The sequence below is a fragment of the Streptosporangium sp. NPDC002721 genome (genome assembly GCF_042888905.1).
Lineage (GTDB): Bacteria > Actinomycetota > Actinomycetes > Streptosporangiales > Streptosporangiaceae > Streptosporangium.
In genome coordinates, this window is sequence record NZ_JBIAQI010000023.1 from 159,325 (window position 1) to 183,288 (window position 23,964).

The following is a 23,964-nucleotide window of genomic DNA, read 5'->3' on the forward strand; positions in this document are numbered from 1 at the left end:
CCCATGGCGGGGTCAATAACCTTTCGGGCCGATGTGTGGATCATGCGTTCCACCAGGCGGACCGGAGGGGGCGAGCACCCAGCGCAGGCCCACCAGGATCGCCGCCATGCCGAGCACGCTCGGCGGTGAGATCGGCTCGCCGAGCAGCACCAGGCCCCACAGCACGCCCGAGATCGGCACGAGCAGGTTCACCGTGGCGGTCCTCGCCGGGCCCAGGCGGTCGATCAACCGGTAGAACAGCAGGTACGCCACCCCGCTGCCCAGGACGCCCAGCCCGGCCACCACGGCGACCACCGATGGCGTGACCGGGCCCGGTGGCGGGAAGACGGCCACCAGCGGGAGCAGCAGGACGGCGGCGCCGAGCTGCTGGCCGGTGGCCACCACGAGGGGCGGCGTGTCCCGGAAGTGCCGGGCCGCGTAGCTCGCGCCGTAGGCGAACACCGCCGCGCCCGCCAGCCCCGCGAGCACGCCGGCCCAGCCGCCGGGACCGACGTCCAGGCCGCGCTCGGCCATCACCAGCGTCACCCCGCCCGCCCCGACGGCGAGCCCGGCCAGCTTCAGCGCGGTGAACCGGTCCCGGCCCGCCGCCACCTCGACGGCGAGCGCGAACAGCGGGCTCACCGAGTTGAGCACCGCGGCGGTGCCCGCGTTCATGGTCGTCATCGCCAGCGACAGCAGCAGGAACGGCAGCGCGGCCGACAGCGCGCCCAGCACCAGGAACCGGCCGGGCGGCCCGCGCAGCCGCTCGCCCCGCGCGAGCAGCACCGCGAGCAGCACGCAGCCGCCCAGCGCGGCGCGGGCCGCGCTGACGCCGACCGGGCCGAGCGCGCCGACCGCCGACCGGGTGAGGACGAACGACAGCCCGAACAGGGCCGCGCACACGGCCAGCAGCGCCCCCGAACGGGCCGTCACAGGCCCAGGTAGATACGCCGCACCTGGGGGTCGTCACGAAGCTCGGCCGAGGTGCCGGTGGCGGCGATCTCCCCGTTCTCCATCACCAGGCAGGTGGTGGTGACGTCGAAGGTGAGCTTGGCGTTCTGCTCGACCAGCAGGATGGCGAGCCCGTCGGCGTTGAGCCGCTTGAGGACACCGGCGATCTCCGCCACCAGGATCGGCGACAGGCCCATCGACGGCTCGTCGAGCAGCATCATCTTGGGCCGGCACATCAGCGCCCGCCCGACGGCCAGCATCTGCTGCTGCCCGCCGGACAGCGCTCCGGCCAGCCGGTGGCGCATCTCGGCGAGGACCGGGAAGAGCTCGAACACCTCGTCGATGGGCGTGCTCTTCCAGCTGCTGGTGTAGGCGCCCAGCAGCAGGTTCTTCTCCACGGTGAGCCCGGGGAAGACGTGCCTGCCCTCGGGGACGTAGCCGAGGCCGTGCCGCACCAGGGTGTGCGGCGCGGCGCGCAGCAGGTCGTGCTCGCCGAAGCGGATCGCCGTGGCCTGGCGGGGCGCCAGGCCCATCACGGCCTTGAGGGTGGAGGACTTGCCCGCGCCGTTGGCGCCGATGATGCCCAGCGCCTGCCCCGGCTCGACGGTGAAGCTCACGCCGTGGGCGGCGCGGACCCCGCCGTAGTGGACCGACAGGTTCTCGACGGTGAGGGTCGTCATCGGGTCGCCTCCTCGACGGCGGACTCGGTGGGGGCGGCCATGGAGTCGCCGAGGTAGGCCTGCACGACGGCCGGGGCGACCGCGACCTCGGCCGGGGTGCCGTCGGCGATCACCTTGCCGCCGGACAGCACGGTGACGTGGTCGCACAGCGACATGACCAGCCCCATGTTGTGCTCGATCACCACCACGGTGACGCCGGAGTCCCTGATGGAGCGGACGATGTCGCCGAGCTGGCGCACCTCCTCGCCGTTCAGCCCCGCGGCGGGCTCGTCGAGCAGCAGCAGCGACGGCGACATCGCCATCGCGCGGGCCATCTCGATGCGGCGCTGGATCCCGTACGGCAGCGAGCGCGGCACGGCCGTGGCGTAGTCCGTCAGCCCGAACCTGGCCATGATCTCGTCGGCGCGCGCCCCGAGCGCCCGCTCGTAGCCGAACACCTTCCAGGGCAGCGCCAGGTAGCGCCAGATCCAGGAGGTCCTGGTGCGGTCGAGGCCGATCAGCACGTTCTCCCGGACGTCGAGGTCCTCGAACAGCCGCAGGTTCTGGAAGGTGCGGGCGACCCCGCGCTGGGAGAGCCGGTAGGGCCTCGCCCCGGTCACGTCGTCGCCGTGCAGGCGCACCGCGCCCGCGCTGGGCGTGTAGAAACCGCTGACGATGTTGAACAGCGTCGTCTTGCCCGAGCCGTTGGGCCCGACGACGCCGCGGATCTCGCCGGCGGGGACCGTGAGGGAGACGTCGTCGAGGGCGGTGAGCCCCTTGAAGCGCATCGTCACGCCCTTGACCTCCAGCACGGCGTCGCCCGGTGTCGCCCGCTCGGTTCGCTCGTACGGCTGGAAGGGGTGCAGCAGCGCCCGCGCTCCCTGGTCGCGGCGCCGCAGCAGGGAGCGGAGCCTGCCGGGCAGCCCGGCCAGCCCGGTGGGGGCGAAGACCACCACGAGGACCACCACGATGCCGTAGCCGAGCTGGGCGTAGGCCGAGGCGTCCAGCAGCGCCTCGCGCACCATGGCCAGCGCGACGGCGCCGACGACGCAGCCGAGGATGCTGGCCCGCCCCCCGATGATCACCATCGCGAGCAGCAGGAACATGTTGGCGATGTTGAACGACTCCGGCGCCACGAAGCGGATGAGCCCGGCGTACAGGACACCGGCCAGGCCGCCGTACAGGCCCGACAGCACGAAGGCGGTCATGCGCAGCAACGGGATCTCCGCGCCGAGCGCGCCCGCGGCCAGGTCGTCGTCGCGCATCGCGCGCAGCCTGCGGCCGAGCGGGGAGTGCGTGACGAACAGCGCGAACGCGAGCGAGATCGCGAAGACCACCAGCTCGACGTAGTAGAACAGGTACGCGCTGGATAGGTCGAGCCCGAACAATACCGGCGCCGGGATGTCGCTGATGCCCTCGGCGCGGCCCGCGATGTGGGCGTTGGTGACCCAGTTGGTGAAGGCGAGCGCCAGGCCGAGGGTGACGATGCCGAGATAGTGCGACTGCATCCGCAGCGCCGGGACGCCCACCAGCACGCCGAAGACCGCCGACACGACCAGGGCGAGCAGCGCCGCGCTCCAGAAGCCGAAGCCCGCCCGCGTGCACAGGATGGCGACGGTGTAGGCGCCGACCCCGAAGAAGGCGACCTGCGCCAGGTTGATCTGCCCGGCCACGCCCATCGTCAGGCCCAGGCCGATGGCGAGGATCGCGAAGATGATCGCGACGTTCACGACGTGCATGGAGTAGCCGCCCAGCCCGTACGGCAGCAGCCAGGCGGCCACCGCGAGGGGGACGAGGTATGCCAGACGTCTCATGCTCGGTTCACCGTCGTCTCCCCGAAGATGCCGGTGGGGCGGATCATCACGATGACCGCGAACACCAGGAACGTGACGAGCTCGGAGTACTCCTGGAAGTTGCCGGCCGCGAAGGCGTCCAGCAGCCCGAAGGTCATGCCGCCGACGATCGCGCCGGGCATGCTGCCGAACCCGCCGAGCATCGCCGCGGCGAACCCCTTGATGCCCAGCGTGCCGCCCATGGTCGGGTTGACGTACAGCATCGGCCCGATCAGGCTGCCCGCCAGCGCCGCCAGGCCCGCGCCGATCGCGAAGGCCATCGCGTTGCTGCGGCCGACGTGGATGCCGACCGCGGTGGCCGCCTGGTGGTCCATCGCGACCGCCTGCATGGCCGCGCCGCGCTTGGTGCGCTGCAGGAACAGCGCGAGCAGGCCGGTGGCGGTCGCCGCGACGGCGATCACCATCAGGCTGTAGGTGGGGATGCGGATCCCGCCCAGGTCCAGCGGCTCGGTCGGCATGGGGGAGGGGACCGCGTGCCCGGTCGCCCCCCAGATGAGTACCGCGCCCGCCTCCAGGACGGCGCCGAAGCCGATCGTGCCGATCAGCATCAGCGTGAAGTCCTTGTTCTCCAGCGGCCGCAGGAAGCGTTCGATGATCAGGCCGATGAGGCCGGTGACCACGATGGCCACCGTGACCGCGATCGCGAACGGCAGCTGGGTGGCCAGGTAGAACGTGGAGGCGGCGTACGCGCCGATCATCACGACGCTGCCGTGCGCGAAGTTGACCAGCCCCATGGTCTGGTAGACGATCGAGAACCCCATCGCCACCAGCGCGTACACCGCTCCGAACGTGATCCCGCCGATCAGGGTCTGAAGGAATACCTGCACGTCAGCTCGCGTCTTCGGGAACGACGGTGCCGCCCTTGACCAGGCCGATCTTGGTGGCGTGGATGCCTACCCCGGACTCGTCGTAGTTGTAGTCGCCCAGCAGCCCGGCGCGCTTCACGCCCCGGATGGCGTCGGCGAGCGGCTGGCCGCCGGCGCCCTTGGTCTGCTTGAGCGCCTCGATCAGGATCGACGCGCCGTCGTAGGCCTTGGCGACGTGCATGCGGGCGTCCTCGTTGTAGGCGGCCTTGTACTTGGCGGCGAACGCCTTGATGGGCTCGCTGGCCTCGTTGCTCAGGTACGGCGAGCTCACGACGGAGCCCTCGGCGTTGTCCAGGCCCGCGGTGGTGGCGTACACGTCGGTGCCCATCGGCGCGCCGCCCGCGAACAGCGCCTTCAGGCCCAGCTCGCGCGACTGCTTGGCGATCAGGCCCGACTGGACCTCCTCGGCGCCGATGAACAGCACGTCGGGCTCCTGCTCGCGGATCTTGGCGAGGTTGGCGTTGAAGTCCTTCTGGTCGGGGGTGACGACCTCGTCGGCGATCGCGGTGACGTTCCTGGACTTGAGCGCGGCCAGGAACGCGTCGTGCTCGCCGGCGCCGTACGCGCCGTTGTTGCTGATCAGCGCGATCTTCTTGTAGCCCTTGTCGTCGACGAGGTACTTGGCGAGCGTCTCGTCGAAGGTGACGCTGGTCGGCGCGTTCAGGAACAGGAACGGGCTCTTGAGGTCGGCGAGCTTGGGCGACTGTCCCGAGGTGATGTTCGGGATCTTGGCGTCCTTGAGGATCGGGGCCATCGCCAGGGTGACCGCGCTCTCGGCGGTGCCGAGCATCGCGATGTATCCCTCGCTGGAGATCTTCCTGGCCAGGTTGGTGCCCACGGTGGGGTCGCCCTGGCTGTCGAAGAGGTCGAGCTTGATCTGCCGCCCGTTGACGCCGCCCGCCTTGTTGGCCTCGTCGATGGCGAGCTTGACGCCCTTGTGCTCCCACTGGCCGAGCGGGCTGAGCTGGCCGCTCTGCGCGTTGATGTTGGCGATCTTGATGGGCCCGGTGGCGTCCGCCTCCTGGGCGGCCTGCTGGCCGGGGGCGGAGCAGGCGGCGAGCGCGGCGAGCGCGGTCAGCGCCGCGGCGGAAACGGAGATCCTTGCGATTCTTGCGGAGAACAAGTGCTTCACCTCATTGGGGGGTGGAGGAAAGTGCGGTGATCGACACGGCCCCGTAATGCACGGACTAGTACGTTAGTTATACGGCCTGGCGAAACCCGGGGAAATATCGAACGGGCAACGGTTTCAGTCGGTGAAAACGCCCTGATAGATGTCCTTGATGTTCCAGTGCCCGGGGGTCGGGACGGGCTCGTTCACCATCGGCACGTCGATGAGCGCCGGCCGGCGGTTGACCACCGCCGCCCGCAGGGCCGCCCCGAACTCCCCCGGCGTGGTGACGGCGTGGCCGTCGGCGCCGCACGCGGCGGCCAGCGCCGCGAAGTCGGGACTGTAGGGGAGCCCGGCGGGGTCGGTGAAGTCGCAGCCGTGGCTGCGGCCGAAGTGCGCGGACTGCAGGTCGGAGATGGTGCCGTGCGCCCGGTTGTTCATCACCACGAAGATCACCGGCACCCCCAGCTCGACGGCCATCGGCAGGGCGGGCAGCTGGGCCCCCATGCCGCCGTCGCCGATGAGCGCGACCACCACGCCGTCGGGACGGGCGAGCTGGACGCCGACGGCGGCGGCCGGGCCGAACCCCATGGTGGAGGCGCCGCCGGGGGCGATGAAGCGGCCCTCGGACGGCAGCTCGTAGCACTGCGCGACGCCGTTCTTGTTCCAGCCCACGTCGGTCACCAGGATCGCGCCGGGAGGCAGCGCGTCGCGCAGGTCGGCGAGGATGCGCTCGGGCCGCAGCGGGAAGGCGTCGCTGCGGCCCCGCTCGCGGCTCCCGGCGAACAGCTCCGTCCTGGCCTCGCGGATGCGCTCGCGCAACTCGGGCCGCTCCACCTGTGGATATGACCGGACGGCCTCGGCCAGCACCCGCACCGCGAGCCCGGCGTCGGCGACGGCGCCGATCTCGACCGGGTAGTTGCGGCCGATCTCGGCCGGGTCGATGTCGATCTGGATCAGCCTGCCGCGCTCGCCGAGCGTCCAGGTGTGGCGCGGGTCCCAGGAGCTGGCGTCGGTCTCGGCGAACCGGGTGGCCAGCGCGAGCACCACGTCGGCCTCCCTGGCGTAGGCGTTGGTCAGCTCCAGCCCCCAGAACCCCGGCATGCCCAGCACCAGCGGGTGGGCGTCGGGGACGGTGCCCTTGGCCATCAGCGAGTGCGCGATCGGGATGTCCAGGTGCTCGGCGAGCGCCAGCAGCGCCCCGGAGTCCTCGCGCAGGCCGCCGCCGACGTACAGCAGCGGCCGCTCGGCGCCCGCGAGCGCCTCGGCGATCCGCTCCGCCGTCGCGGCGGGCAGGCCGGGCGGCGCGGCGTGGCTGATCGGCGGGTACGGCGCCGCGGGCCGCGAGAGGACGTCCATCGGCACGTTGACCAGCACCGCCCCCGGCCTGCCCGACGTCGCCGTCCAGAAGGCCCGCTCCACGGAGCGGCCCAGGTCCTGGGCCCGGTGCACGTTCCAGGCGCGCTTGACGAAGGGCCGGAAGACCGACGCCTGGTCGGCGTCGGCGTGCAGGTTGATCTCCTGGTGCGGGTGGCGGCCGTGGTAGTACGACGGGATGTCACCGGAGATCACCACCATCGGCACCGAGTCGAGCGCGGCGGTCATCACCCCCGTGGCCGCGTTGGTCAGGCCGGGCCCGACGTGCACGAGCAGCACGCCGGGTTTTCCGGAGACGCGGGCGTAGCCGTCGGCCGCGTGCGCCGCCGCCTGCTCGTGGCGGGCGATGACGAAGCGGATACGGCTGTCGGCCAGCGCGTCGAGCACGGCGATATTGGTGTGCCCGCAGGTGCCGAAGACGTACTCGACGCCGAGGTCCTCGAGCTGGGCGACGAGCGCGTGCGCGACGGTGGTTCCCGATCTTTCCAGATGGTCGGCGCTCACTGGTCTCCCCAGATGGTCAGCCCGCGAAGGAGCAGGGTCTTGGTCACGGTGAAGTCCTCGATCATCCAGCGGGGCGACTCGCGGCCGATGCCGGAGTCCTTCACGCCGCCGAACGGGAGGTGGTCCAGGCGGAAGTTGGACGAGCCGTTCACGACCAGGCCGCCGACCTCCAGCTCGCGCCAGGCGGTGACGACGCGGCGTATGTCATGGGTGAACAATCCGGCCTGCAGCCCGTAGCTGCTGCGGTTGCACTCCTGGACGACCTCGTCGAAGCCGTCGTAGGGGAGCACGGCGACGAGCGCGCCGAAGACCTCCTCGCGGACGACCCGCGCGTCGGCGGGCGGCGCGACGACCACGGTCGGCTCCATCACCGCGCCCGTCCGGGTGCCACCGGTCGTCACCGTCGCGCCGGCGCGCGCCGCCTCCCCGGCCCAGCGCGCCACGCGCTCGGCGGCCTCGTCGTCCACCATCGAGCCGACGTCGGTCGCCGGGTCGAGCGGGTCGCCCACCCTCAGCGCCCGCACCTCGCCGGTCAGTGCCCGGGCGAACTCCTCGAACCGGGCGCGCTGCACGTAGACGCGCTGGACGGAGATGCAGCTCTGGCCGGAGTTGCTGTATCCGGTACGGGCGCAGACACGCGCCGCCTCCGCCACGTCGGCGTCCTCGCAGACGATGGTGGCGGCGTTGCCGCCGAGCTCCAGCAGCACCCGCTTGGGCCCGGCGGCGTGGGCGACGGCGGCACCGGCCGTGACGCCGCCGGTGAAGCTGATCACGGCGATCTCCGGCGCGGCGCACAGCCGCGCGCCCACGTCCCCGCCCCCGTGCAGGACCTGGACGGCCTCCTCCGGCATCCCGGCCTCCAGCAGCAGCCGGACCAGGGCGGTGGAGACGGCCGGGGCCTGCGGCGGCGGCTTGACGACCGTGGTGTTCCCGGCCGCGAAGGAGGCGGCCAGCTTGTGGGCGAGCAGGTTCGCCGGGGCGTTGAACGGCGTGATCGCCAGCACCGGGCCGGCCGGGGCGCGCTGTGTGAGCGCGGTGTTGCCCACCCCGCGCGCCCAGCCCGCCACGGGCAGGACCTCGCCGCCGATCGCCCTGGCCTCGGCCGCCGCGACCGCGAACGTGTCGGCCACCCGCAGCATCTCCCCGCGGCCGTCCTTGAGCGGCTTGCCCAGCTCCAGGGCGAGCAGCCGGGCGAACTCCTCGGCGCGGGCGCCGGCCGCGGCCGAGGCCCGCTCCAGTATCGTCGCGCGGGTCGCCGGGGCGAGCCGCGCGACCACTCCGGCACCCCGGCGCGCGTAGTCGAGCGCGGTGGCGACGTCGTCGGGACCGGCGAGCCTGGCCCGGCTCACGACCCGCCGCACGTAGGGGCCGACGCGGTCGGAACGGGGGCCCGCGCCCAGCCACTTCCCGGCGATCAGGCATTCGACTTCCTGGACTGCGTCCATGTCATCTCCATAGAGATCCGCTTGACGGTTCTCAAGAACCGCACTGTGGATTGCCTCACGGTATGAGGAGGGTAAAGGTTCTGGCAAGAGGGCAGTGGATCCGTATAGTGGTGCATATGGACCGCTGCGCGGACTGGTGTTAGCGTACGGACCGCATGCGAGAGTGAGCGGAAAAGGTTCACCTTCGACTCACAAGTGAGGACCCGTGCCTTCGATGAACAACCCGGCGGTCTCCGGCGACGGCGGTGGCGGCGTGCGCAGCGTCCAGCGGGCGTTCGACATCCTGTCCCTGCTCACCGACGACCGCCGGACGCTGACGATCCGCGAGGTCGTCGACGAGACGGGGCTGGCCAAGACGACGGCGCTGCGCCTGCTGCAGACCCTGGAGCACATGGGGCTGCTGTGGGCCACCCGCAAGGGCTACGCGGCCGGGCCTGCCCTGTGGCGCTGGGCGCACCTCGCGCGTGACGCCTGGGAGCTGCCCCCGGAGACCGTCCAGCTCATGCGCGAGCTGGGGGAGCGGCACCGGGAGACCGTCAACCTCTACGTCCTGCGCGACGTCCACCGCATCTGCATCGCCCAGCAGGAGAGCCCGCAGCCGCTGCGCCACGTCGTGCGGGTCGGCGACGAGCTGCCCCTGTGGGCCGGAGCCGCCTCGAAGGTCCTGCTCAGGGACGCCCCGGCGCGGCTCCTGGCGCGTGTCTCCCAGTCCTCGCCGCACGGCGAGGAGCACCTGACGACGCTGCGGGAGTGGATCGCCGGGGCCGCCGGGGACGGCTACGCGGCCAGTCACGGCGAGCGCGAGCCGGGCCTGTCGGCGGTGGCCGTCCCGGTGACGGGCGCGGCGGGCGCGACCGTGGCGGCGCTCTCGCTGAGCGGCCCGACGGTCCGCTTCGGCGACGAGCGGGTCCAGGTGTTCGCCGCGGACCTGCGGGAGGCGGCCAAGCGCATGTCGGACCGCGGCTTCGACCATCCCCTGACCTGACCCTATGGAGCGTGCATGCAGCAGTTGCCACTGGACGGCATCAAGGTCGTGGACCTCACCAACGTCCTGTCCGGGCCGTACTGCAGCTACCAGCTGATGCTGTTCGGCGCGGAGGTGGTCAAGGTCGAGATGCCCGGCGGCGGGGATCTCGCCCGCGGCCTCGGCCCGGACCCCGAGCTCAACCGGGAGGGGCTCGGCGCCTCCTTCCTGGCGCAGAACGCCGGGAAGAAGTCGGTCGAGATCGACCTGAAGAGCCCGGCGGGCAGGCAGGCGTTCGAGGCCATGGTGACCGGCGCCGACGTCCTGCTGGAGAACTTCAGGGCCGGGGTCCTGGACCGGCTCGGCTACGGCTGGGAGCGGCTGCGGGAGCTCAACCCCCGCCTGGTCTACTGCGCGATCTCCGGGTTCGGGCAGAGCGGCCCGATGAGCGCGGCGCCCGCCTACGACCAGATCGTCCAGGGGCTGTCCGGCATGATGAGCGTCACCGGCACCCCCGAGACGGTGCCGCTGCGCGTCGGCTTCCCGATCTGCGACTCGATCGGGGGGCTGATGGCCGCGCTGTCCATCTCCGCCGCGCTCGCCGGGCGCGAACGCGGCGGGAGCGGCTGCTTCCTGGACCTGTCGATGCTGGAGGCGTCCATCTCCGCGATGGGCTGGACGGCCTCCAACTACCTGGTCAGCGGCGTCGAGCCGGAGCCGATGGGCGACCAGAACGCCACCGCCGCCCCCTCGGGCACCTTCGAGACCGCCGACGGGCCGCTGAACATCGCGGCCAACCAGCAGGCCCAGTTCGAGACGCTGTGCCGCCTCGTCGGGCGGCCCGACCTGCCCGCCGATCCCCGGTTCGCCGCGAGGGAGGCGCGCAAGACCCACCGCCGGGCCCTGAACCACGAGCTCAACCGGGCGTTGCGGGCCAGGACGGCGCTGGAGTGGGAGGAGATCCTCTCGCGAGGGGGAGTCCCGGCCGCCCGCGTCCTCACCGTGGCCCAGGCGCTCGCGCTCGGCCAGCTCCGCGAGCGCGGCTTCCTGACGGAGCTGCCGTTCCCCGGCGGCGACGGGCGCCGGGTGACGGTCACCGGCAACGGCGTCCTCGTCGACGGCGCCGCGCTGCGCCCGCGCCGTCCGGCCCCGCTGCTCGGGCAGCACAACGCGGAGTTCGGGGTGGTGTCATGAGTGGCGCGAGCGACGCCGCCGACTGGTGGGGGACGGCGGTTTCCCGGATCGAGCCCGACGTCATCGAGCTGCAGGGCAGGCCGGTGCAGGAGCTGATCGGGCGGGCCGGCTTCGCCGAGGTCGTCTGGCTCATGCTCCGCGGGCGGCTGCCGGACGAGCGGCAGGCCGCGCTGCTGGAGGCGGCGCTGGTCTCCTCGGTCGACCACGGCCCGCACGCCCCGTCGATCGCCGCCGCCCGGATGGCGATCACCTGCGGCGTCGGGCTGAACAACGCCGTCGCCACCGGCGTCAACATGCTGGGCGACGTGCACGGCGGCGCGGGGGAGCAGTGCGTGGAGATGCTGGAGGAGGTCGTGCGCTCCGGCGACGCGGCCGCCACGGTGGCTCGTTGGCGGGCCCGCGACAAGTATCTGCCCGGGTTCGGGCACCGCTTCCACACCCGCGACCCGCGCCGCGACCCGCTGCTCACCCTGGTGGACGAGGCGGTGGCCGGCGAGGTGGTGGCCGGTGACCACCTGCGCGCGGCCCGGCGGGTGGAGGAGCTGATCAGCCCGGTGCCGATGAACATCGACGGCGCCACCGCGGTGATCTACGCCGAGCTGGGCTTCCCCGCACCGCTGGCCCGCGGCCTGTTCGTGCTGAGCCGCAGCGTGGGCATCCTCGCGCACGCCTGGGAGGAGTCGGGCCAGGGCCGCCGCAACAAGGGGCCCATCCCGCCCTCCATCCTGCCCACCGACCTCAGGGCGCGGTAGCCACCGCCCTCACAACGGTTCGCCCCGGCGGCACGCCCGCCGCGGCGGGAAGGCGCGCGCGTTCACGAGAGAGCCGCGTCTGTGAGAGCCGCGTCTGTGAGAGCCGCGTCTGTGAGAGCCGCGTCTGTGAGAGCCGCGTCTGTGAGAGCCGCGTCTGTGAAAAAACCGTGCCGGTCGGAAAGCCGTGCGTCCGGCCGAGGCCATCCCCTGGTGGTCCATCAGACGGATCGTTGGATCCAGGGGTCGGACGCACGATAGGCCGGACGCGGCGGTGAAGCAAGAACTTGTTTTAGGAAGACGGCGCTGGATACGCTCAAGACCTCTCAATGGACCAAGTGGTCCATCTAGCGGACCGAAGCACGTGAGGTGCTCATGCGCGTCAGGCGTTCGTCCCTGTCCATCGCCGCCGCCGGTGCGGCCGCACTCCTGCTCACCCTCACCTCCCCGGGCTCCGCGGCCTCACCCGGCCACGGCAAGGGGGCCGAGAACCTCGGCGACCCCGACTACGGCGTCTGCCGGGGCACCGACCCCCGCTGCTACCACGACTGGGGCAACTTCGACCCCGCCGAGGGCTACCGCCTGCTCGTCTACAGCCGCACCGCCGGCCCTCGCCACGCCCATCTGGGAACCCCCCTCGGCCCCGGCCTGAACCCGCCGCTCAAGGACGACAACGTCGCGGTCAAGGCCGTGGTCGAGCTGGGGGAGCAGAACGGGTTCGCCGTCGACTACACCGAGGACGTCACCCAACTGTCCTCGGCGGGCAGGCTGCTGTCGTACAACGCCGTGATGTTCCTCAGCACCACGCGCGACACCCTCGACGACGCCGCGCAGACCGCCCTGCGGCAGTACGTCCGCGCCGGTGGCGGCTTCGTCGGCGTCCACAACGCCTTCGGCACCGAGTACAACTGGCCCTGGTACGAGGGCCTGCTCGGCAACGCCAACTTCTACGACCACAGCGCCAACCAGCCGGGAGTCGTCGAGACCGTCGGCAGGAGGGATGTCTCCACCCAGGGGCTGCCGAGGCGCTGGGCCTTCTCCGACGAGTGGTACAACCTCGTGCCGTTCCCGACGCGGGTCAGGGTACTGGCCAAGGTGGACGAGAGCACCCTCGCCCGGGGGGTACGCGGCGGCCTCGGTCACCCCGGCCACGGGGACGACCACCCGGTCAGCTGGTGCCAGTACTACGACGGCGGCAAGGCCTGGCTCACGACCCTCGGCCACGACGTCAGGGCATGGACCGACGAGCCGATGGAGGGCGACCGGTACTTCGTCCAGCACCTGCTCGGCGGGGTGAAGTCGGTACTGGGCATGGAGCCGTTCTGCCGCTGACCCCGGAACCCGGCCGCCTCCGGCCGTACGGCCTCAGGCGGGGGTGACGGCCTCGGTGCGGTAGAGCGCGCTGAAGAGCGGCCAGGTGAGGGCGGCCATCTCCGCCGGGGGGCGCGGGCATCCGCGCTGGAGCCAGTCGGCGGCCACGCCGATGAGCGCCCCGGCGGTGAACGCGGCCGGGACGTCGTGCGGGATGTCCGAGGGCGGGCTCGGATATCCCGCCAGGTCCCCGGCGGCGAGTTGGCGGAGGCGGTCGTGGACGGTCGCGGCGATACGGCGGCGGATGTGGTCGACGACGCGCGCGCTGCCCTGCGGCCCCAGCAGGGTGCGGTAGAGCCCGGCGTGCTCGGCGAGGCTGGCGAAGAACGCCTCCAGCGACTGGGTCGCCTCGGGCGCGGGGTCCGCCGCCTCCGGGCCGGGACCGGGCAGGGACTCGATCAGTCCGTCGATCATCGCGGTGCAGGCCACCTCGGCGAGCTCGTGCACGTCGCGGTAGTGGTCGTAGAAGGTCGAGCGGCTCACCCCGGCGGATCCGGCGACGTCGGCGACGGTGATCCGGGACAGGTCGCGTTCCTCGACGAGCTGGATCAGCGCGCGTGCCAGGGCCGTGTGGGTGCGGCGCACGCGCCGGTCGCCGGAGGGGGTGTCACTGCTCTTGGTCGGGGCCACATTCTTCACTTTACCGTCAAACTACACGTGTAGGTTTCCCGACATGTGTAGGGTAACGTGACGAGGCAGGACGACCGAAAGGACCCTGTCGCATGCGGACACGTGCGGGCCGGGCCGCCGCGCCCGCTTCACGCACGCCCCCGGCCTCGCGCGCGGCCGAGACAGCCCGCCCGATCCACCCGTTCGCAAGGAGATGACGCATGAGTGCCAACGAGCAGGTCCTGCGCTACCCGATCCCCAACGACAAGGCGCTGGAGCCGCCCGCCGAGTGGGCCGAGCTGCGCGGCACGTGCCCGGTGGCGCACGTGGAGCTGCCCAGCGGCGACCGGGCGAGGCTGCTGACCCGTTACGCGGACGTCAAGCAGGTGCTCGCCGACCCGCGCTTCACCCGCCAGCTCACCGCCCCCGACGCCGCGCGGCTGTCGGCGGAGGGGGACGGGGTCTTCAGCAGCGAGATGGCGCAGATCATCCCCGACAAGGGCGAGGAGCACCAGCACTGGCGGCGCCTGGTCGGAAAGTGGTTCACCGCCAAGCGGATGGCCGCCATGCGGCCCTCCATGGCCCGGATGACCGAGGAACTCATCGACGACATGGTCAAGCGCGGCGCCCCGGGCGACCTCAGGGCGAGCCTGGGCTTCCCGCTGCCGGTGTACGTCATCTGCGACATGCTCGGCGTGCCGGCCGCCGACCGCGACCGCTTCTCGTACTGGTCCGACACCCTGCTCAACCTCACCCGTTACAGCAAGGCCGAGACCGAGGCCGCCCAGGCGGAGTTCTTCCAGTACATGTCCGAGCACGTCACCGCCAAGCGCGCCGAGCCGGGCGAGGACCTGCTGAGCGCGCTGATCGCGGCCGGCGGCCCCGAGGACGGCGGGCTGTCCGACATCCAGATCCTGGTCACCGGCATGGGCCTGCTGGTCGCCGGGCACGAGACCACCGCCAACATGATCGGCAAGATGGTCTCCATGCTGCTGGCCGACCGGAGCAGGTGGGAGCGGCTGCTCGCCGATCCGTCGCTGGTGCGTACGGCGGTGGAGGAGACGCTTCGGCTCGACGCCAACGCGGGTTTCGGCCTGCCGCGCTACCTGCCCGAGGAGACCGAGGTGAGCGGCACGGTCCTGCCCCGCGGCACCACCGTGGTGTGCAGCATGGCCGCGGCCAACCGGGACGAGAGCGCCTTCGAGGCCGCCGCCGAGATGGACCTGAGCCGCAGCCCGAACCCGCACCTGGCGTTCGGCTCGGGCGCCCACTCCTGCCTGGGCCAGTCACTGGCGCGCACCGAGCTGCAGGTCGTGCTCGAGGTGCTGCTGCGCAGGCTTCCGACCCTGGAGCTGGCCGTCCCGGAGGAGGAGCTGGAGCGGGTGGAGGGGCTCGCCGTCGGCGGCCTGCGCACGGTCCCGGTCCGCTGGTGACCCGGCACCGCCGCTCCCGGACGACAGAGAGGAGAACGGTATGAAGGTCACCGTGGACGAGGACAGGTGCTGCGGCGCCGGCCAGTGCGTGCTGATCGCGCCGGAGGTGTTCGACCAGCGCGACGCCGACGGCATCGTCCTCCTGCTCGAACCCGAGCCCGGCGCGGACCAGCACGCCCTGGTCCGCGAGGCCGCCGCCGTCTGCCCCGCCGCCGCCATCGCGCTGAGCGAGTAGACCCGGGCGGCGCCCGCACGCCTCTGCCGGTCGCCGGGCGGGAACCGATCAGGGCGGGGCCGATCAGGGCGGGGCCGCTCAGGGCGGGGGCCGCTCAGGACGAGGGGCGCGGCCACTCGCCCGCGGCGCGCGCGATCGCGCGCCGGATGGGCTCGTAGCCGGTGCACCGGCAGAGGTTGGACTCGGCCAGGGCGGCGACGCGCTCCGGGTCGCGTCCGGCGGCGGGGTCGGCCTCCAGCGCCCCGGCGGCCACCATCAGGAAGCCCGGCGTGCAGAAGCCGCACTGCAGGGCGTGCTCGGCGGAGAAGGCCCGCTGCAGCGGATGGGGCTCGCCGCCGGGGCCGGACAGCCCCTCGACGGTACGCACCGAGCCGCCGTCGCACTGCACTGCCAGCATCAGGCACGACCGGACGGCCACGCCGTCGACCAGCACCGTGCAGGCCCCGCAGACGCCGTGCTCGCAGCCCAGGTGCGTGCCCGTGAGCCGGCAGTCCTCACGCAGCACGTCGGCCAGGACACGCCGGGGCTCCACGTCGAGCTCGCGCTCCTCGCCGTTCACCGTGACGGTGATCCTCATGGGTGGCCTCCCTCCGGGGTGCCGGCCCGCGACCGGCGCTCCCTGCCGAGCGCGCGTTCCCCGCCGTTCACCGTGACGGTGATCCTCATGGGTGGCCTCCCTCTCGCGTACCAGCCTGCGAGCGCCGGTCCCCCGCCGCCTCGCACAGGGTCCTGGCGACCAGGACGGCGACGACCTGGCGCCGGTACTCCACGTCGGCGTACGGCTCGGGCAGCGGCGCGGCGTCCCGTTCGGCGGCGGCGCGGCCCGCGCGGGCGAACGGGTGGTCGCCGGGCACCCGGCGTCCGGCCGGGGGCGTGATCTCGGCGCCGAGCAGCTCCCGCTCGGCGGCGCGGGCCCGCACCGGCCGGTCGGCGCAGTTGACGAGCCCGATCCTCGCCTCGGTGACCACCCCGTCGGGCGCGGTGAGCGTCGCGGCCACGGCCACCTGGGCGAAGCAGAAGTGCGTGCGCCGGTGTTCGACGAAGCCGACGCCGGTGCCGTCGGCGAGCAGCGGGAACCGTACGGCGGTGATGAGCTCGTCCGGCGCGCGCGCGGTCAGGAACGGCCCGAGGAAGTAGTCGCGAGCCGCGATCTCGCGCGGGCCGCCGGAGCCGTGCACCTCGATGACGGCGTCCAGGGCGAGGGCGAGGGCGCACCACTCCGCGGCCGGGTGCGCCCAGGCGAGGCTGCCCACCAGGGTGCCCCGGGAGCGGATGGGCGGGTGGGCGACGTTGACCACGGCGCGGGAGAACAGCGTGCCGAGCGGTCCCGGCACGGCTCCCTCCGGCTCGAAGGCGGCGTGGCGGACCAGCGCGCCGACCCGCAACGTGCCGTCGCCGGCGCTCAGGTGGTCGAGCCCGGTAACGCGGTTGATGTCGACCACCAGCTCCGGGCGGACGCGCTGCAGGCGCATCTCCAGGAGGAGGCTCTGGCCACCGGCGAGGATCCGGGCACCCGGCCTGGAGCCGAGCGCGTCGACGGCCTCGCGCACCGTGCGCGGTACGACGTACTCGAAGGCGGCGGGCTTCACCGGACCCCCTCCGGCTCACCGAACTTCGGGGCGCGGGCCGCCCGCCACACCACGTCCGGGGTGAGCGGCATCTGCAGCAGGTCGAGGTCGGCCACCCGCAGCGCGTCGGCCACCGCGTTGACGATCGCGGCCGGGGTGCCGATGCAGCCCGACTCTCCCGCCCCCTTGGCGCCCAGCGGCGTGCCGGGGCTCGGCGTGCGGGTGTCCCCGATCTCGATCGGCGGGACCTCGGCGAAGGTCGGCAGCAGGTAGTCCAGCAGTGCGCCGGCCAGCAGGGGCACCCCGTTCTCGTCGAAGGGGATGCCCTCGTACAGCGCCTGGCCGATGCCCTGCACGGCCGACCCGAGGGCCTGCCCGCGCACCATGGCCGGGTCGAGGACCACCCCGCAGTCGTCCACCGCCACCAGCCGCAGCACGCGCACGACGCCCAGCTCCGGATCGACCTCCACCACCGCCGCGTGGGTGCCGAACGGGAACGCCATGCCCGCCTCGAACCGGTCGTCCACCCGCATCGGCCCGGTCGTCCTCACCAGCTCGGCCAGGTTCACGGCCACCGGGCCGCCGCTGACGGTGTGTGCGGTGCCGCAGGACCAGGTCACCTCCTCCTTCGGTACCTCCCACAGCGCCGCCGCCCGTGCCCGCGCCTCCTCGACGAGCAGCGCGGCGGCGTGCCGCAGCGCCGATCCGGCCACCTGCGCCGACCGGCTGGCGAAGGAGCCCACCCCCTCCGGCTGCTCGCCGGTGTCGCCCTCGACCAGCCGGACGCGTGCCGCGTCCACGCCGAGGACCTCGGCGACGAGCCTGGGGAAGACCGTCTCGTGGCCCTGGCCGCTGGAGGCCGTGCCGCAGCGGGCGGTGAGCGTGCCGTCCTCGTGCGCCTCGACGCCGCCGAACTCGTGCAGCCCGCCGGGTTCGCCGCCGGAGCGTTCCACGTAGCAGGACAGGCCGATCCCCAGGGGGAGGGCGTCCGGGTCCGTCCGGCGCCGGTCCCGCTCGGCCCGCCACCCGTCGTAGCCGAGGGTCTCCAGCGCCAGGTCGAGCGCGGCGGCGTAGTTCCCGCTGTCGTAGCGCCGCCCGGTGGGCGTCTCGTACGGGAAGTCCTCGGGCGGGACGAGGTTGCGCCGCCGCAGCTCGGCCGGGTCCATTCCCAGCCGGCGGGCGAGCGCGTCCATCGACCGCTCCAGCGCGATCGCCGCCTCGGGACGCCCCGCGCCCCGGTAGGGGTAGGTCACCATGGTGTTGGTGAGCACCGAGCGGACGGTGGCGTGCACCTGAGGGGTGGCGTACGGACCGGTCGCCATCCAGGCGGTCTGCATGGGCAGCCCGACCCCGAGGTGGGGGTAGGCGCCGATGTCGGCGTCGATGTTCAGCTCGTACGCCAGCAGGCGCCCGTCGGCGTCGGCGGCGAGCCGGACCCGCTGGTCCTGGCCCCGGCCCCGGGTGGCGACCAGCATGGACTCCAGCCTGTCCTCGATCCACCGGACGGGGCGTCCGAGCTTCACCGCCAGGAAGGCGACCGCGACGAACTCCGGGAACGTCGCGCTCTTGGACCCGAAGGCGCCCCCGGTGTCCGGCACCACCACGCGCACCCGCCCGACCCGCCCGCCCAGCAGCGCGGCCAGCTCCCGGCGCAGCCGGTGCGGCATCTGGTGGCCCGACCACACCGTCAGCGAGTCTCCCTCGGGTACGGCGAGGATCGTCCTGCACTCCATGGGGGTGGGCATCAGCAGCTGCTGGCGGTAGCGGCCCTCCACCACGACCGCCGCCTCCCGCCACACCGACTCCTCGATCGGTTTCCCTGCCTCCCCCCGCAGGGCGACGTTGCTCAGGCCGTCGAACAGGCGGACGGAGTCGTCCGCGGCGGCGGACGGCGTCACCACCGCGGGCAGCGGGTCGATCCGGAAGGTGACCTCGGCGGCGCCGTCCTCGGCCCGGTAGCGGTCCTCGCCCAGCACCACCGCGAGCGCCTCGCCCGGGTAGCGCACCCGGTCCTTCACCAGCACCGGCCACTCCCGGCCGGCCACGGCCTCCTCCGAGGACAGCTGGGCGAGCAGCACGTACGGGACCGGGGGCAGGTCCTGCAACGTGGCTGCCGACCGCGCGCACGGCGGCAGCTCGGAGAGGTGCGCGGCGGACCAGACCCCCACCACCCCCGGCACCTCGTACGCGGCCGAGCAGTCCACCTCGCGCAGGATGCCGTGGGCGACGTCGCTCCGCACGAAAACGGCGTCCAGGCAGCCGGGCACGTCCATGTCGGCGACGTAGCGGCCCCCGCCGGTGAGCAGCCGCTCGTCTTCACGCCTTGACCATTGCTCCACGACCAAACCTCCGCGCCGCGCATGTCATCGCATGGTCCGGTCAGTTCTCGGTGGTGTGCGTAGGGGGCGACGGACATTCGCCGGTCGACCGCCGTGCGGCGGTGCACGAATAAGATGCGCTTAATCAACGCTACATGCGGATTTAGTAGGATTTTGGGGGCCTTGAAGGCAATTTTGGGATGATTTTCCCCAAGCCTCGAATGGCCGGGATTTCGCCGACCGCTTCCGCGAGCCGGCTACTTCCGCGAGCCGACCGCTTCCGCGAGACGACGGGAGAAACGGTGGGAGGGGGAGCCGGATGCCACGGCTCCCCCTCGGTTCACCGGTCGGGAGGGTCAGTAACCGTAGCGGCTCTTGAGGTGGCGCCACCAGTCGCGGAACATCCAGGCGTCGAAGTCGGTGATCTGGCTCGCGCTGCCGGCCTTCATGAGGAAACCGCCGACCCCGGAGGGCGTCCAGTCGTAGAAGTCGTCCAGCCCGAAGCTGTGCCCGATCTCGTGCAGCAGGATGTGGATGTTGTCGGAGTCGAGCGCGCCGACGAAGTACTCGCTGCCGATGCGCTGGCCCCAGTCACCGCCCGCGCCGCCGCCCATCCCGGCGGTGAGCCACAGGGACATGTCGTAGTGGCGCGCCGCGCCACCCGGGCAGTTCGGGTACTGGCCGTTCTGGTTGAAGAAGCGCCCGCACGGCTCGGCGCACTGCGGGGCGCCCTCGCGGATGTTGTTGACGTAGATGTCGACGGAGTTGTCGTTCCACTGCAGCGTGGCGCGGTCGCGCACGGCCCACCCGACGACCTTGACGGGCACGCTCGTGTACGGCCAGCCGTTGTGACCGACCATCAGGTCGGTCCACTTCTTGACCTGGCGGGCCAGGGAGGCGTGGATCCGGTCGCGCAGCGCGGCGGAGACCGGCGCGCTCGACTCCCAGCGCACGCAGAAGTTGAGGCTGCCGCCGTTGGCCATCACCTGGTCCCAGCCGTAGTTCCTGAAGGTGTTCAGCTGCGGGTAGGTGCTCTCGTAGTGCTGCCACACCTGGTTGAGCGGGGTGACCAGGTTCGAGGGCGGGTTCCATCCCGTGCCGCCGCCGGGCACGGTGCCGTTGGCCCTGACCTCCAGCAGGCCGACCGAGGAGGTGCCGGTGAGCAGCACCCGCAGCCTGGTCGTGGTGACGGTGGTGAAGGTGACGTGGTTGTACTGGTTGAGCGCCCGGTTGTAGGCGCTCGCCCCGGCCAGGTCGACGTAGGCGCTGCCGTTCCAGGACTGCAGCCTCCATGACGCCGGGAGGCGCACGCCGCCGTTGTCGTCGAAGAAGTAGACGTCGGCCGAGGTCAGCGTCCGGGCGGAGGACCAGGTGAGCAGCGCCCACTGCTCGCCGGTGTTGGGCCAGGTGCCCCAGCGCCGGTTGACGGTGTCGTTGGACGAGGGCGGGTCGATCCCGTCGTTGACCGCCGCGACGCTCTCCCAGGGGGAGGTGTAGGACGCCGACGCGGTCGCCGAGGTCGCCAGGTTGGGGTCCGCGGCCGCGGCCGCGGGCATCGTGCCGCCGGGGGAGAGGATCAGGCCGAGCACCAGGGCGGGAACCGCTGCCGCCCACCATCGTTTCATCGGGAACCTCCGTGTGTCGTCGTTGTCGCGTCGCCGGGGTGACCGGGGGCCGCGCGGCGGCCCCCGGGCCCCGGTCACCCGCCGGTCAGGTCGGCGGGCCTCGACGTGGTACTGAAGACGTGGTGTTTTTCAGGGGCGGGGGCGGCTCTAGAGCGCCATCCATTCCAGGACGCCGGTGGAGTAGCCCGTCCTGGAGGTGATGTTCAGCCGCAGCCGCGTCGTGGAGATCTGGTTGAAGGTGGTGATGTTGTAGGTGTTCGCCCCGACGCCGCAGGCGGACTGGCCGGGCACGTTCACGTAGGCGCTGCCGTTCCAGTACTGGACCTGGCAGGAGGCGGGCAGGTCGATCCCTTGGTCGTCGTCGAACCAGTAGGTCGCGACCTTGCTGAGGTTGCGCGCGCTCGGCCACTGGTACTCGATCCACTCGGTGCCCTGGCGGTTCCAGTTGCCGTAGGCGCCGTGGCTGTGGTCGGCCGAGCTGGAAGGGACGAACCCGTCCTTGATCGCGCCGAGTGTCTCCCACGGGGAGACGTAGGAGGTGGAGGCGGTCGCCGTGAGCGCGTGGTTGGTCCCGGCCGGAGGCTGGCCGCCGCCCCCGCCGCCGATCGGCGTCGTGGTCTGCGCGACCTTCTGCATGGTGCCGTCGGCGTTCCAGTACAGCTTGTCCAGGGTGACCGAGCGGCGGAAGTTGCCGCCGCCCGGGGCTCCCGCGTTGTGGTAGACCATGTACCACTGGCCGTTGAACTCGATGATCGCCGGGTGGTTGGTGGTCGAGGTGACCTGGTCGAGCACGACGCCGCGCTGGGTCCACGGCCCCATCGGGTTGCTCGCCGTGGCGTAGCGGACGCAGGCGTAGCCGGGCTGGGAGCACCCGGAGTCGTTGGCGGCGTAGGCGAGATAGTAGGTGCCGTTGCGCTTGAACATCCAGGGGGCCTCCCAGAAGTTGCTCACCCCCGAGGGCGTGACGACCGGGCCGTCCAGGTTGATCATGTCGGGCCTGAGCTTGGCCGCGCGGAGGCCGTAGTAGGAGCCCCAGTAGATGTACGCCTGGCCGTCGTCGTCGGTGAAGACGGTCGGGTCGATGTTGAGCGGCGAGGAGTTCGGGGTGCTGTCGCTGATCAGCGGCCCGCCCTTGGCGTCGGTGAACGGGCCGAGCGGGGAGTCGCCGACCGCGACGCCGATGTTCATCCACCCCGGGCCGTTGCCGTTGATCGAGGTGTACCAGTAGTACTTGCCGTTGCGCGGTTCGACCTCGCTCGCCCAGGCGTCCCCGCCGGCCCACGGGAAGTTCGAGAGCGACAGCTTCGCCCCCTGGTCGGTGAAGGTGGAGGCGTCGGTGGAGGTGTAGACGTGCCAGTCGCGCATGACGAAGTTGGTGCCTCCGGCCGGGGCCTCGTCATGGCCGGTGTAGAGGTAGAGGGTGTTCCCCACGACCAGCGCGGCGGGGTCGGCCGTGTAGATCGCGGTCGTGATCGGGGTCGCGGCCCTGGCGGGCACGGTGGTGGAGGGGACGAGTGCGATCGCGACGATCGCGGCGAGGATGGCGGTCCATCGTCGTCTCATGTGGCGCTCCTGGGGGGTCGGGAGAGTTTCGCGCTACATTGTTTGCGCTAACATAATTTTTTGTGAAACGCGCCTCGAAGCCCTTTCGTAGGCGGTGCGTCCCAATCGGGTTTTCCCGAGTGTTTTCCACAACGCAAAAGCTGTCAAGTCCCCGCCTGACTCGTTCCGCACGAGTCCTGTGAGGGTTTCGCGGGTTCCGTACAGGCCGGTGGGGCGGCGAAGAAGGCGCGTCGAAGACGGCGGTACACCGGCTGAAAAATACATTTTCATAAATGCCGGATGGACCGTTTCACTGTCATTCTTCGATCATTCTGCGATCTTTCAAAAAGCTCGGGGCGCCCTCCCGGTGCTCTCCCTGACGACCAGTTCCGTTCCGATGACCTCGACCGTTCTCCCGGCGTCCCCCTCCATCCGCCGCAGCAGCAGGCGGAAGGCGTGGTCGCCGAGGGCGCGGAAGTCCTGGCGGACCGTGGTCAGCGACGGCCGCAGGTAGCCGATCTCGGGGACGTCGTCGAAGCCGACCACGCTCACGTCCTCCGGGACGCGCCGCCCCGCCTCACGCAGCGCGCGCAGCACCCCCAGGGCCATCTGGTCGTTCGCCACGAAGATCGCCGTGACCTCCGGGCACTCCGCCAGGCGCCTGCCCAGCCGGTGGCCGGACCGCGAGCCCCAGTCGCCGGACAGCACGCCGGGCACCGGCCGTCCCGCGGCCTCCAGCGCCGAACGCCACCCCAGGACGCGCTCCCGCGTCGCCGTCCAGCCGGCCGGTCCCGAGATGTGCCACACCGTCTCGTGGCCCAGGTCCAGCAGGTGCCCGGTGGCCGTGGCCGCGCCGCCGGCGTGGTCGGTCATGACCACCGGGACGGACATGCCCGTTCCCGCGTCCACCGCGACCAGGGGGAGGCCGGGGGGCAGGTCGCGCACGCCAGCGGCGGACGCCTCGTGCGGCACCACGACGACGACGCCGTCGACCTCCTGGGCGCGCAGCCTGCGCACCCCCTCGCCGATCGAGCCGAGGTCGGCCGAGTCGAGGCAGGCGATGCTGATCGCGTAGCCGTGCCGCCTGGCGGCCCGCTCGATGGCGTACAGCGTGGCGGCCGGGCCGTGCAGGGTGAGGTCGAGGCCCACCACCCCCAGCACGCCCGAACGGCCGGTGGCGAGCCGGCGGGCGGCCTGGTTGGGCCGGTAGCCGAGCCGCTCCACCGCCGCCAGGACCCGCGCCCGGGTGTCCGGGCGCACCCGCTCGGGGGCGTTGAGCGTACGCGACACCGTCATGGCCGACACCCCGGCCAGCGCCGCCACGTCACGCAGCACCGCCGACCTGACCCGTGTCCGGCCCTGGTACGGCGCCATGCGGTCCCTCCCGTCGTGTCGTCGGCCGCGCCGGCACCCGGAGCGGGAGACCGGCGCGGCAGGGGGAGGGGTGTGCCGTGCCGGCCCCCTCCTCGCGTGGACCGTGGGGGCGCGCCGTCCCGGCACGCCCCCACGGGGGCGGGTCAGCTTCCGTAGGCCTTGACTTCGAGGAGGCCGACGGAGCTGGTTCCGGTGGCGGTGAGCAGGACGCGCAGGCGGGTGGTGGAGAGGTTGGGGAAG

Annotated in this window: 21 protein-coding genes; 6 read left to right on the forward strand and 15 right to left on the reverse strand. The window is 72.3% G+C overall.

Annotated features, from left to right (window positions below):
• Window positions 1-12: 12 nt before the first annotated feature.
• The 7 genes from ACFYWM_RS30820 to ACFYWM_RS30850 form a co-directional block, all read right to left on the reverse strand.
• Window positions 13-912, reverse strand: coding sequence for a DMT family transporter (locus ACFYWM_RS30820; RefSeq protein ID WP_389920655.1), 900 nt, complete (start codon window positions 910-912; stop codon window positions 13-15).
• On the reverse strand, window positions 909-1,610 hold the full coding sequence (locus tag ACFYWM_RS30825; protein WP_389920657.1) for an ABC transporter ATP-binding protein: 702 nt from the start codon (window positions 1,608-1,610) through the stop codon (window positions 909-911). Before ACFYWM_RS30825 ends, ACFYWM_RS30820 begins: the two co-directional genes overlap by 4 nt.
• A complete protein-coding gene (locus ACFYWM_RS30830; RefSeq protein ID WP_389920659.1) occupies window positions 1,607-3,403 on the reverse strand; it encodes an ATP-binding cassette domain-containing protein in 1,797 nt (598 codons plus the stop codon). The genes ACFYWM_RS30825 and ACFYWM_RS30830 overlap by 4 nt, the downstream gene beginning before the upstream one ends.
• On the reverse strand, window positions 3,400-4,269 hold the full coding sequence (locus ACFYWM_RS30835; RefSeq protein ID WP_389920662.1) for a branched-chain amino acid ABC transporter permease: 870 nt from the start codon (window positions 4,267-4,269) through the stop codon (window positions 3,400-3,402). Before ACFYWM_RS30835 ends, ACFYWM_RS30830 begins: the two co-directional genes overlap by 4 nt.
• A gap of 1 nt (window position 4,270) precedes the next feature.
• Complete coding sequence (locus ACFYWM_RS30840) at window positions 4,271-5,431, reverse strand: ABC transporter substrate-binding protein (protein ID WP_389920664.1); 1,161 nt, start codon at window positions 5,429-5,431, stop codon at window positions 4,271-4,273.
• Window positions 5,432-5,554: 123 nt separating this feature from the next.
• On the reverse strand, window positions 5,555-7,297 hold the full coding sequence (locus ACFYWM_RS30845) for a thiamine pyrophosphate-binding protein (RefSeq protein WP_389920667.1): 1,743 nt from the start codon (window positions 7,295-7,297) through the stop codon (window positions 5,555-5,557).
• The gene (locus ACFYWM_RS30850; protein ID WP_389920669.1) at window positions 7,294-8,742 is read right to left on the reverse strand and encodes an aldehyde dehydrogenase family protein; all 1,449 of its coding nucleotides are present in this window, start codon (window positions 8,740-8,742) and stop codon (window positions 7,294-7,296) included. Before ACFYWM_RS30850 ends, ACFYWM_RS30845 begins: the two co-directional genes overlap by 4 nt.
• 214 nt (window positions 8,743-8,956) lie before the next feature.
• Here ACFYWM_RS30850 and ACFYWM_RS30855 point away from each other — a divergent pair, with 214 nt between their 5' ends.
• From ACFYWM_RS30855 to ACFYWM_RS30865, 3 genes are read left to right on the forward strand one after another with little or no spacing between them, the layout of a single operon-like run.
• Entirely contained in the window at window positions 8,957-9,727 is a 771-nt protein-coding gene (locus ACFYWM_RS30855; protein WP_389920672.1) for an IclR family transcriptional regulator, read from the forward strand.
• A 15-nt stretch (window positions 9,728-9,742) separates the two neighbouring features.
• Complete coding sequence (locus tag ACFYWM_RS30860) at window positions 9,743-10,900, forward strand: CaiB/BaiF CoA transferase family protein (RefSeq protein WP_389920675.1); 1,158 nt, start codon at window positions 9,743-9,745, stop codon at window positions 10,898-10,900.
• The gene (locus ACFYWM_RS30865) at window positions 10,897-11,652 is read left to right on the forward strand and encodes a citryl-CoA lyase (protein WP_389920678.1); all 756 of its coding nucleotides are present in this window, start codon (window positions 10,897-10,899) and stop codon (window positions 11,650-11,652) included. The genes ACFYWM_RS30860 and ACFYWM_RS30865 overlap by 4 nt, the downstream gene beginning before the upstream one ends.
• Here ACFYWM_RS30865 and ACFYWM_RS30870 read toward each other — a convergent pair.
• Entirely contained in the window at window positions 11,639-11,905 is a 267-nt protein-coding gene (locus ACFYWM_RS30870; protein WP_389920717.1) for a pentapeptide repeat-containing protein, read from the reverse strand. The genes ACFYWM_RS30865 and ACFYWM_RS30870 overlap by 14 nt on opposite strands.
• 119 nt (window positions 11,906-12,024) lie before the next feature.
• Here ACFYWM_RS30870 and ACFYWM_RS30875 point away from each other — a divergent pair, with 119 nt between their 5' ends.
• Entirely contained in the window at window positions 12,025-12,981 is a 957-nt protein-coding gene (locus ACFYWM_RS30875) for a ThuA domain-containing protein (protein WP_389920681.1), read from the forward strand.
• Between the two features lie 33 nt (window positions 12,982-13,014).
• Here the strand turns inward: ACFYWM_RS30875 and ACFYWM_RS30880 are convergent, their stop codons facing one another.
• Window positions 13,015-13,650, reverse strand: a complete 636-nt coding sequence (locus tag ACFYWM_RS30880) for a TetR/AcrR family transcriptional regulator (RefSeq protein ID WP_389920683.1) — start codon at window positions 13,648-13,650, stop codon at window positions 13,015-13,017.
• A 200-nt stretch (window positions 13,651-13,850) separates the two neighbouring features.
• Between ACFYWM_RS30880 and ACFYWM_RS30885 the strand changes: the two genes are divergently transcribed.
• Both ACFYWM_RS30885 and ACFYWM_RS30890 read left to right on the forward strand, forming a co-directional pair.
• Window positions 13,851-15,062, forward strand: coding sequence for a cytochrome P450 (locus ACFYWM_RS30885; RefSeq protein ID WP_389920686.1), 1,212 nt, complete (start codon window positions 13,851-13,853; stop codon window positions 15,060-15,062).
• Window positions 15,063-15,102: 40 nt separating this feature from the next.
• Window positions 15,103-15,297 (forward strand): ferredoxin, encoded by a 195-nt coding sequence (locus ACFYWM_RS30890; protein WP_389920689.1) that lies wholly within the window; start codon window positions 15,103-15,105, stop codon window positions 15,295-15,297.
• Window positions 15,298-15,391: 94 nt separating this feature from the next.
• Here ACFYWM_RS30890 and ACFYWM_RS30895 read toward each other — a convergent pair whose 3' ends face one another.
• The 6 genes from ACFYWM_RS30895 to ACFYWM_RS30920 form a co-directional block, all read right to left on the reverse strand.
• Window positions 15,392-15,874 carry a (2Fe-2S)-binding protein gene (locus tag ACFYWM_RS30895; protein WP_389920692.1) on the reverse strand — a complete coding sequence of 161 codons (483 nt, stop codon included), beginning with the start codon at window positions 15,872-15,874 and terminating at the stop codon, window positions 15,392-15,394.
• A gap of 85 nt (window positions 15,875-15,959) precedes the next feature.
• Window positions 15,960-16,886 (reverse strand): FAD binding domain-containing protein, encoded by a 927-nt coding sequence (locus ACFYWM_RS30900; RefSeq protein WP_389920694.1) that lies wholly within the window; start codon window positions 16,884-16,886, stop codon window positions 15,960-15,962.
• The gene (locus tag ACFYWM_RS30905) at window positions 16,883-19,204 is read right to left on the reverse strand and encodes a xanthine dehydrogenase family protein molybdopterin-binding subunit (protein WP_389920697.1); all 2,322 of its coding nucleotides are present in this window, start codon (window positions 19,202-19,204) and stop codon (window positions 16,883-16,885) included. Before ACFYWM_RS30905 ends, ACFYWM_RS30900 begins: the two co-directional genes overlap by 4 nt.
• Before the next feature lie 335 nt (window positions 19,205-19,539).
• Window positions 19,540-20,808, reverse strand: coding sequence for a hypothetical protein (locus tag ACFYWM_RS30910; RefSeq protein WP_389920700.1), 1,269 nt, complete (start codon window positions 20,806-20,808; stop codon window positions 19,540-19,542).
• A 147-nt stretch (window positions 20,809-20,955) separates the two neighbouring features.
• Window positions 20,956-22,371, reverse strand: a complete 1,416-nt coding sequence (locus tag ACFYWM_RS30915) for a glycoside hydrolase family 43 protein (protein WP_389920703.1) — start codon at window positions 22,369-22,371, stop codon at window positions 20,956-20,958.
• Window positions 22,372-22,692: 321 nt separating this feature from the next.
• Window positions 22,693-23,724 carry a LacI family DNA-binding transcriptional regulator gene (locus tag ACFYWM_RS30920; protein ID WP_389920706.1) on the reverse strand — a complete coding sequence of 344 codons (1,032 nt, stop codon included), beginning with the start codon at window positions 23,722-23,724 and terminating at the stop codon, window positions 22,693-22,695.
• Window positions 23,725-23,964: the final 240 nt, after the last annotated feature.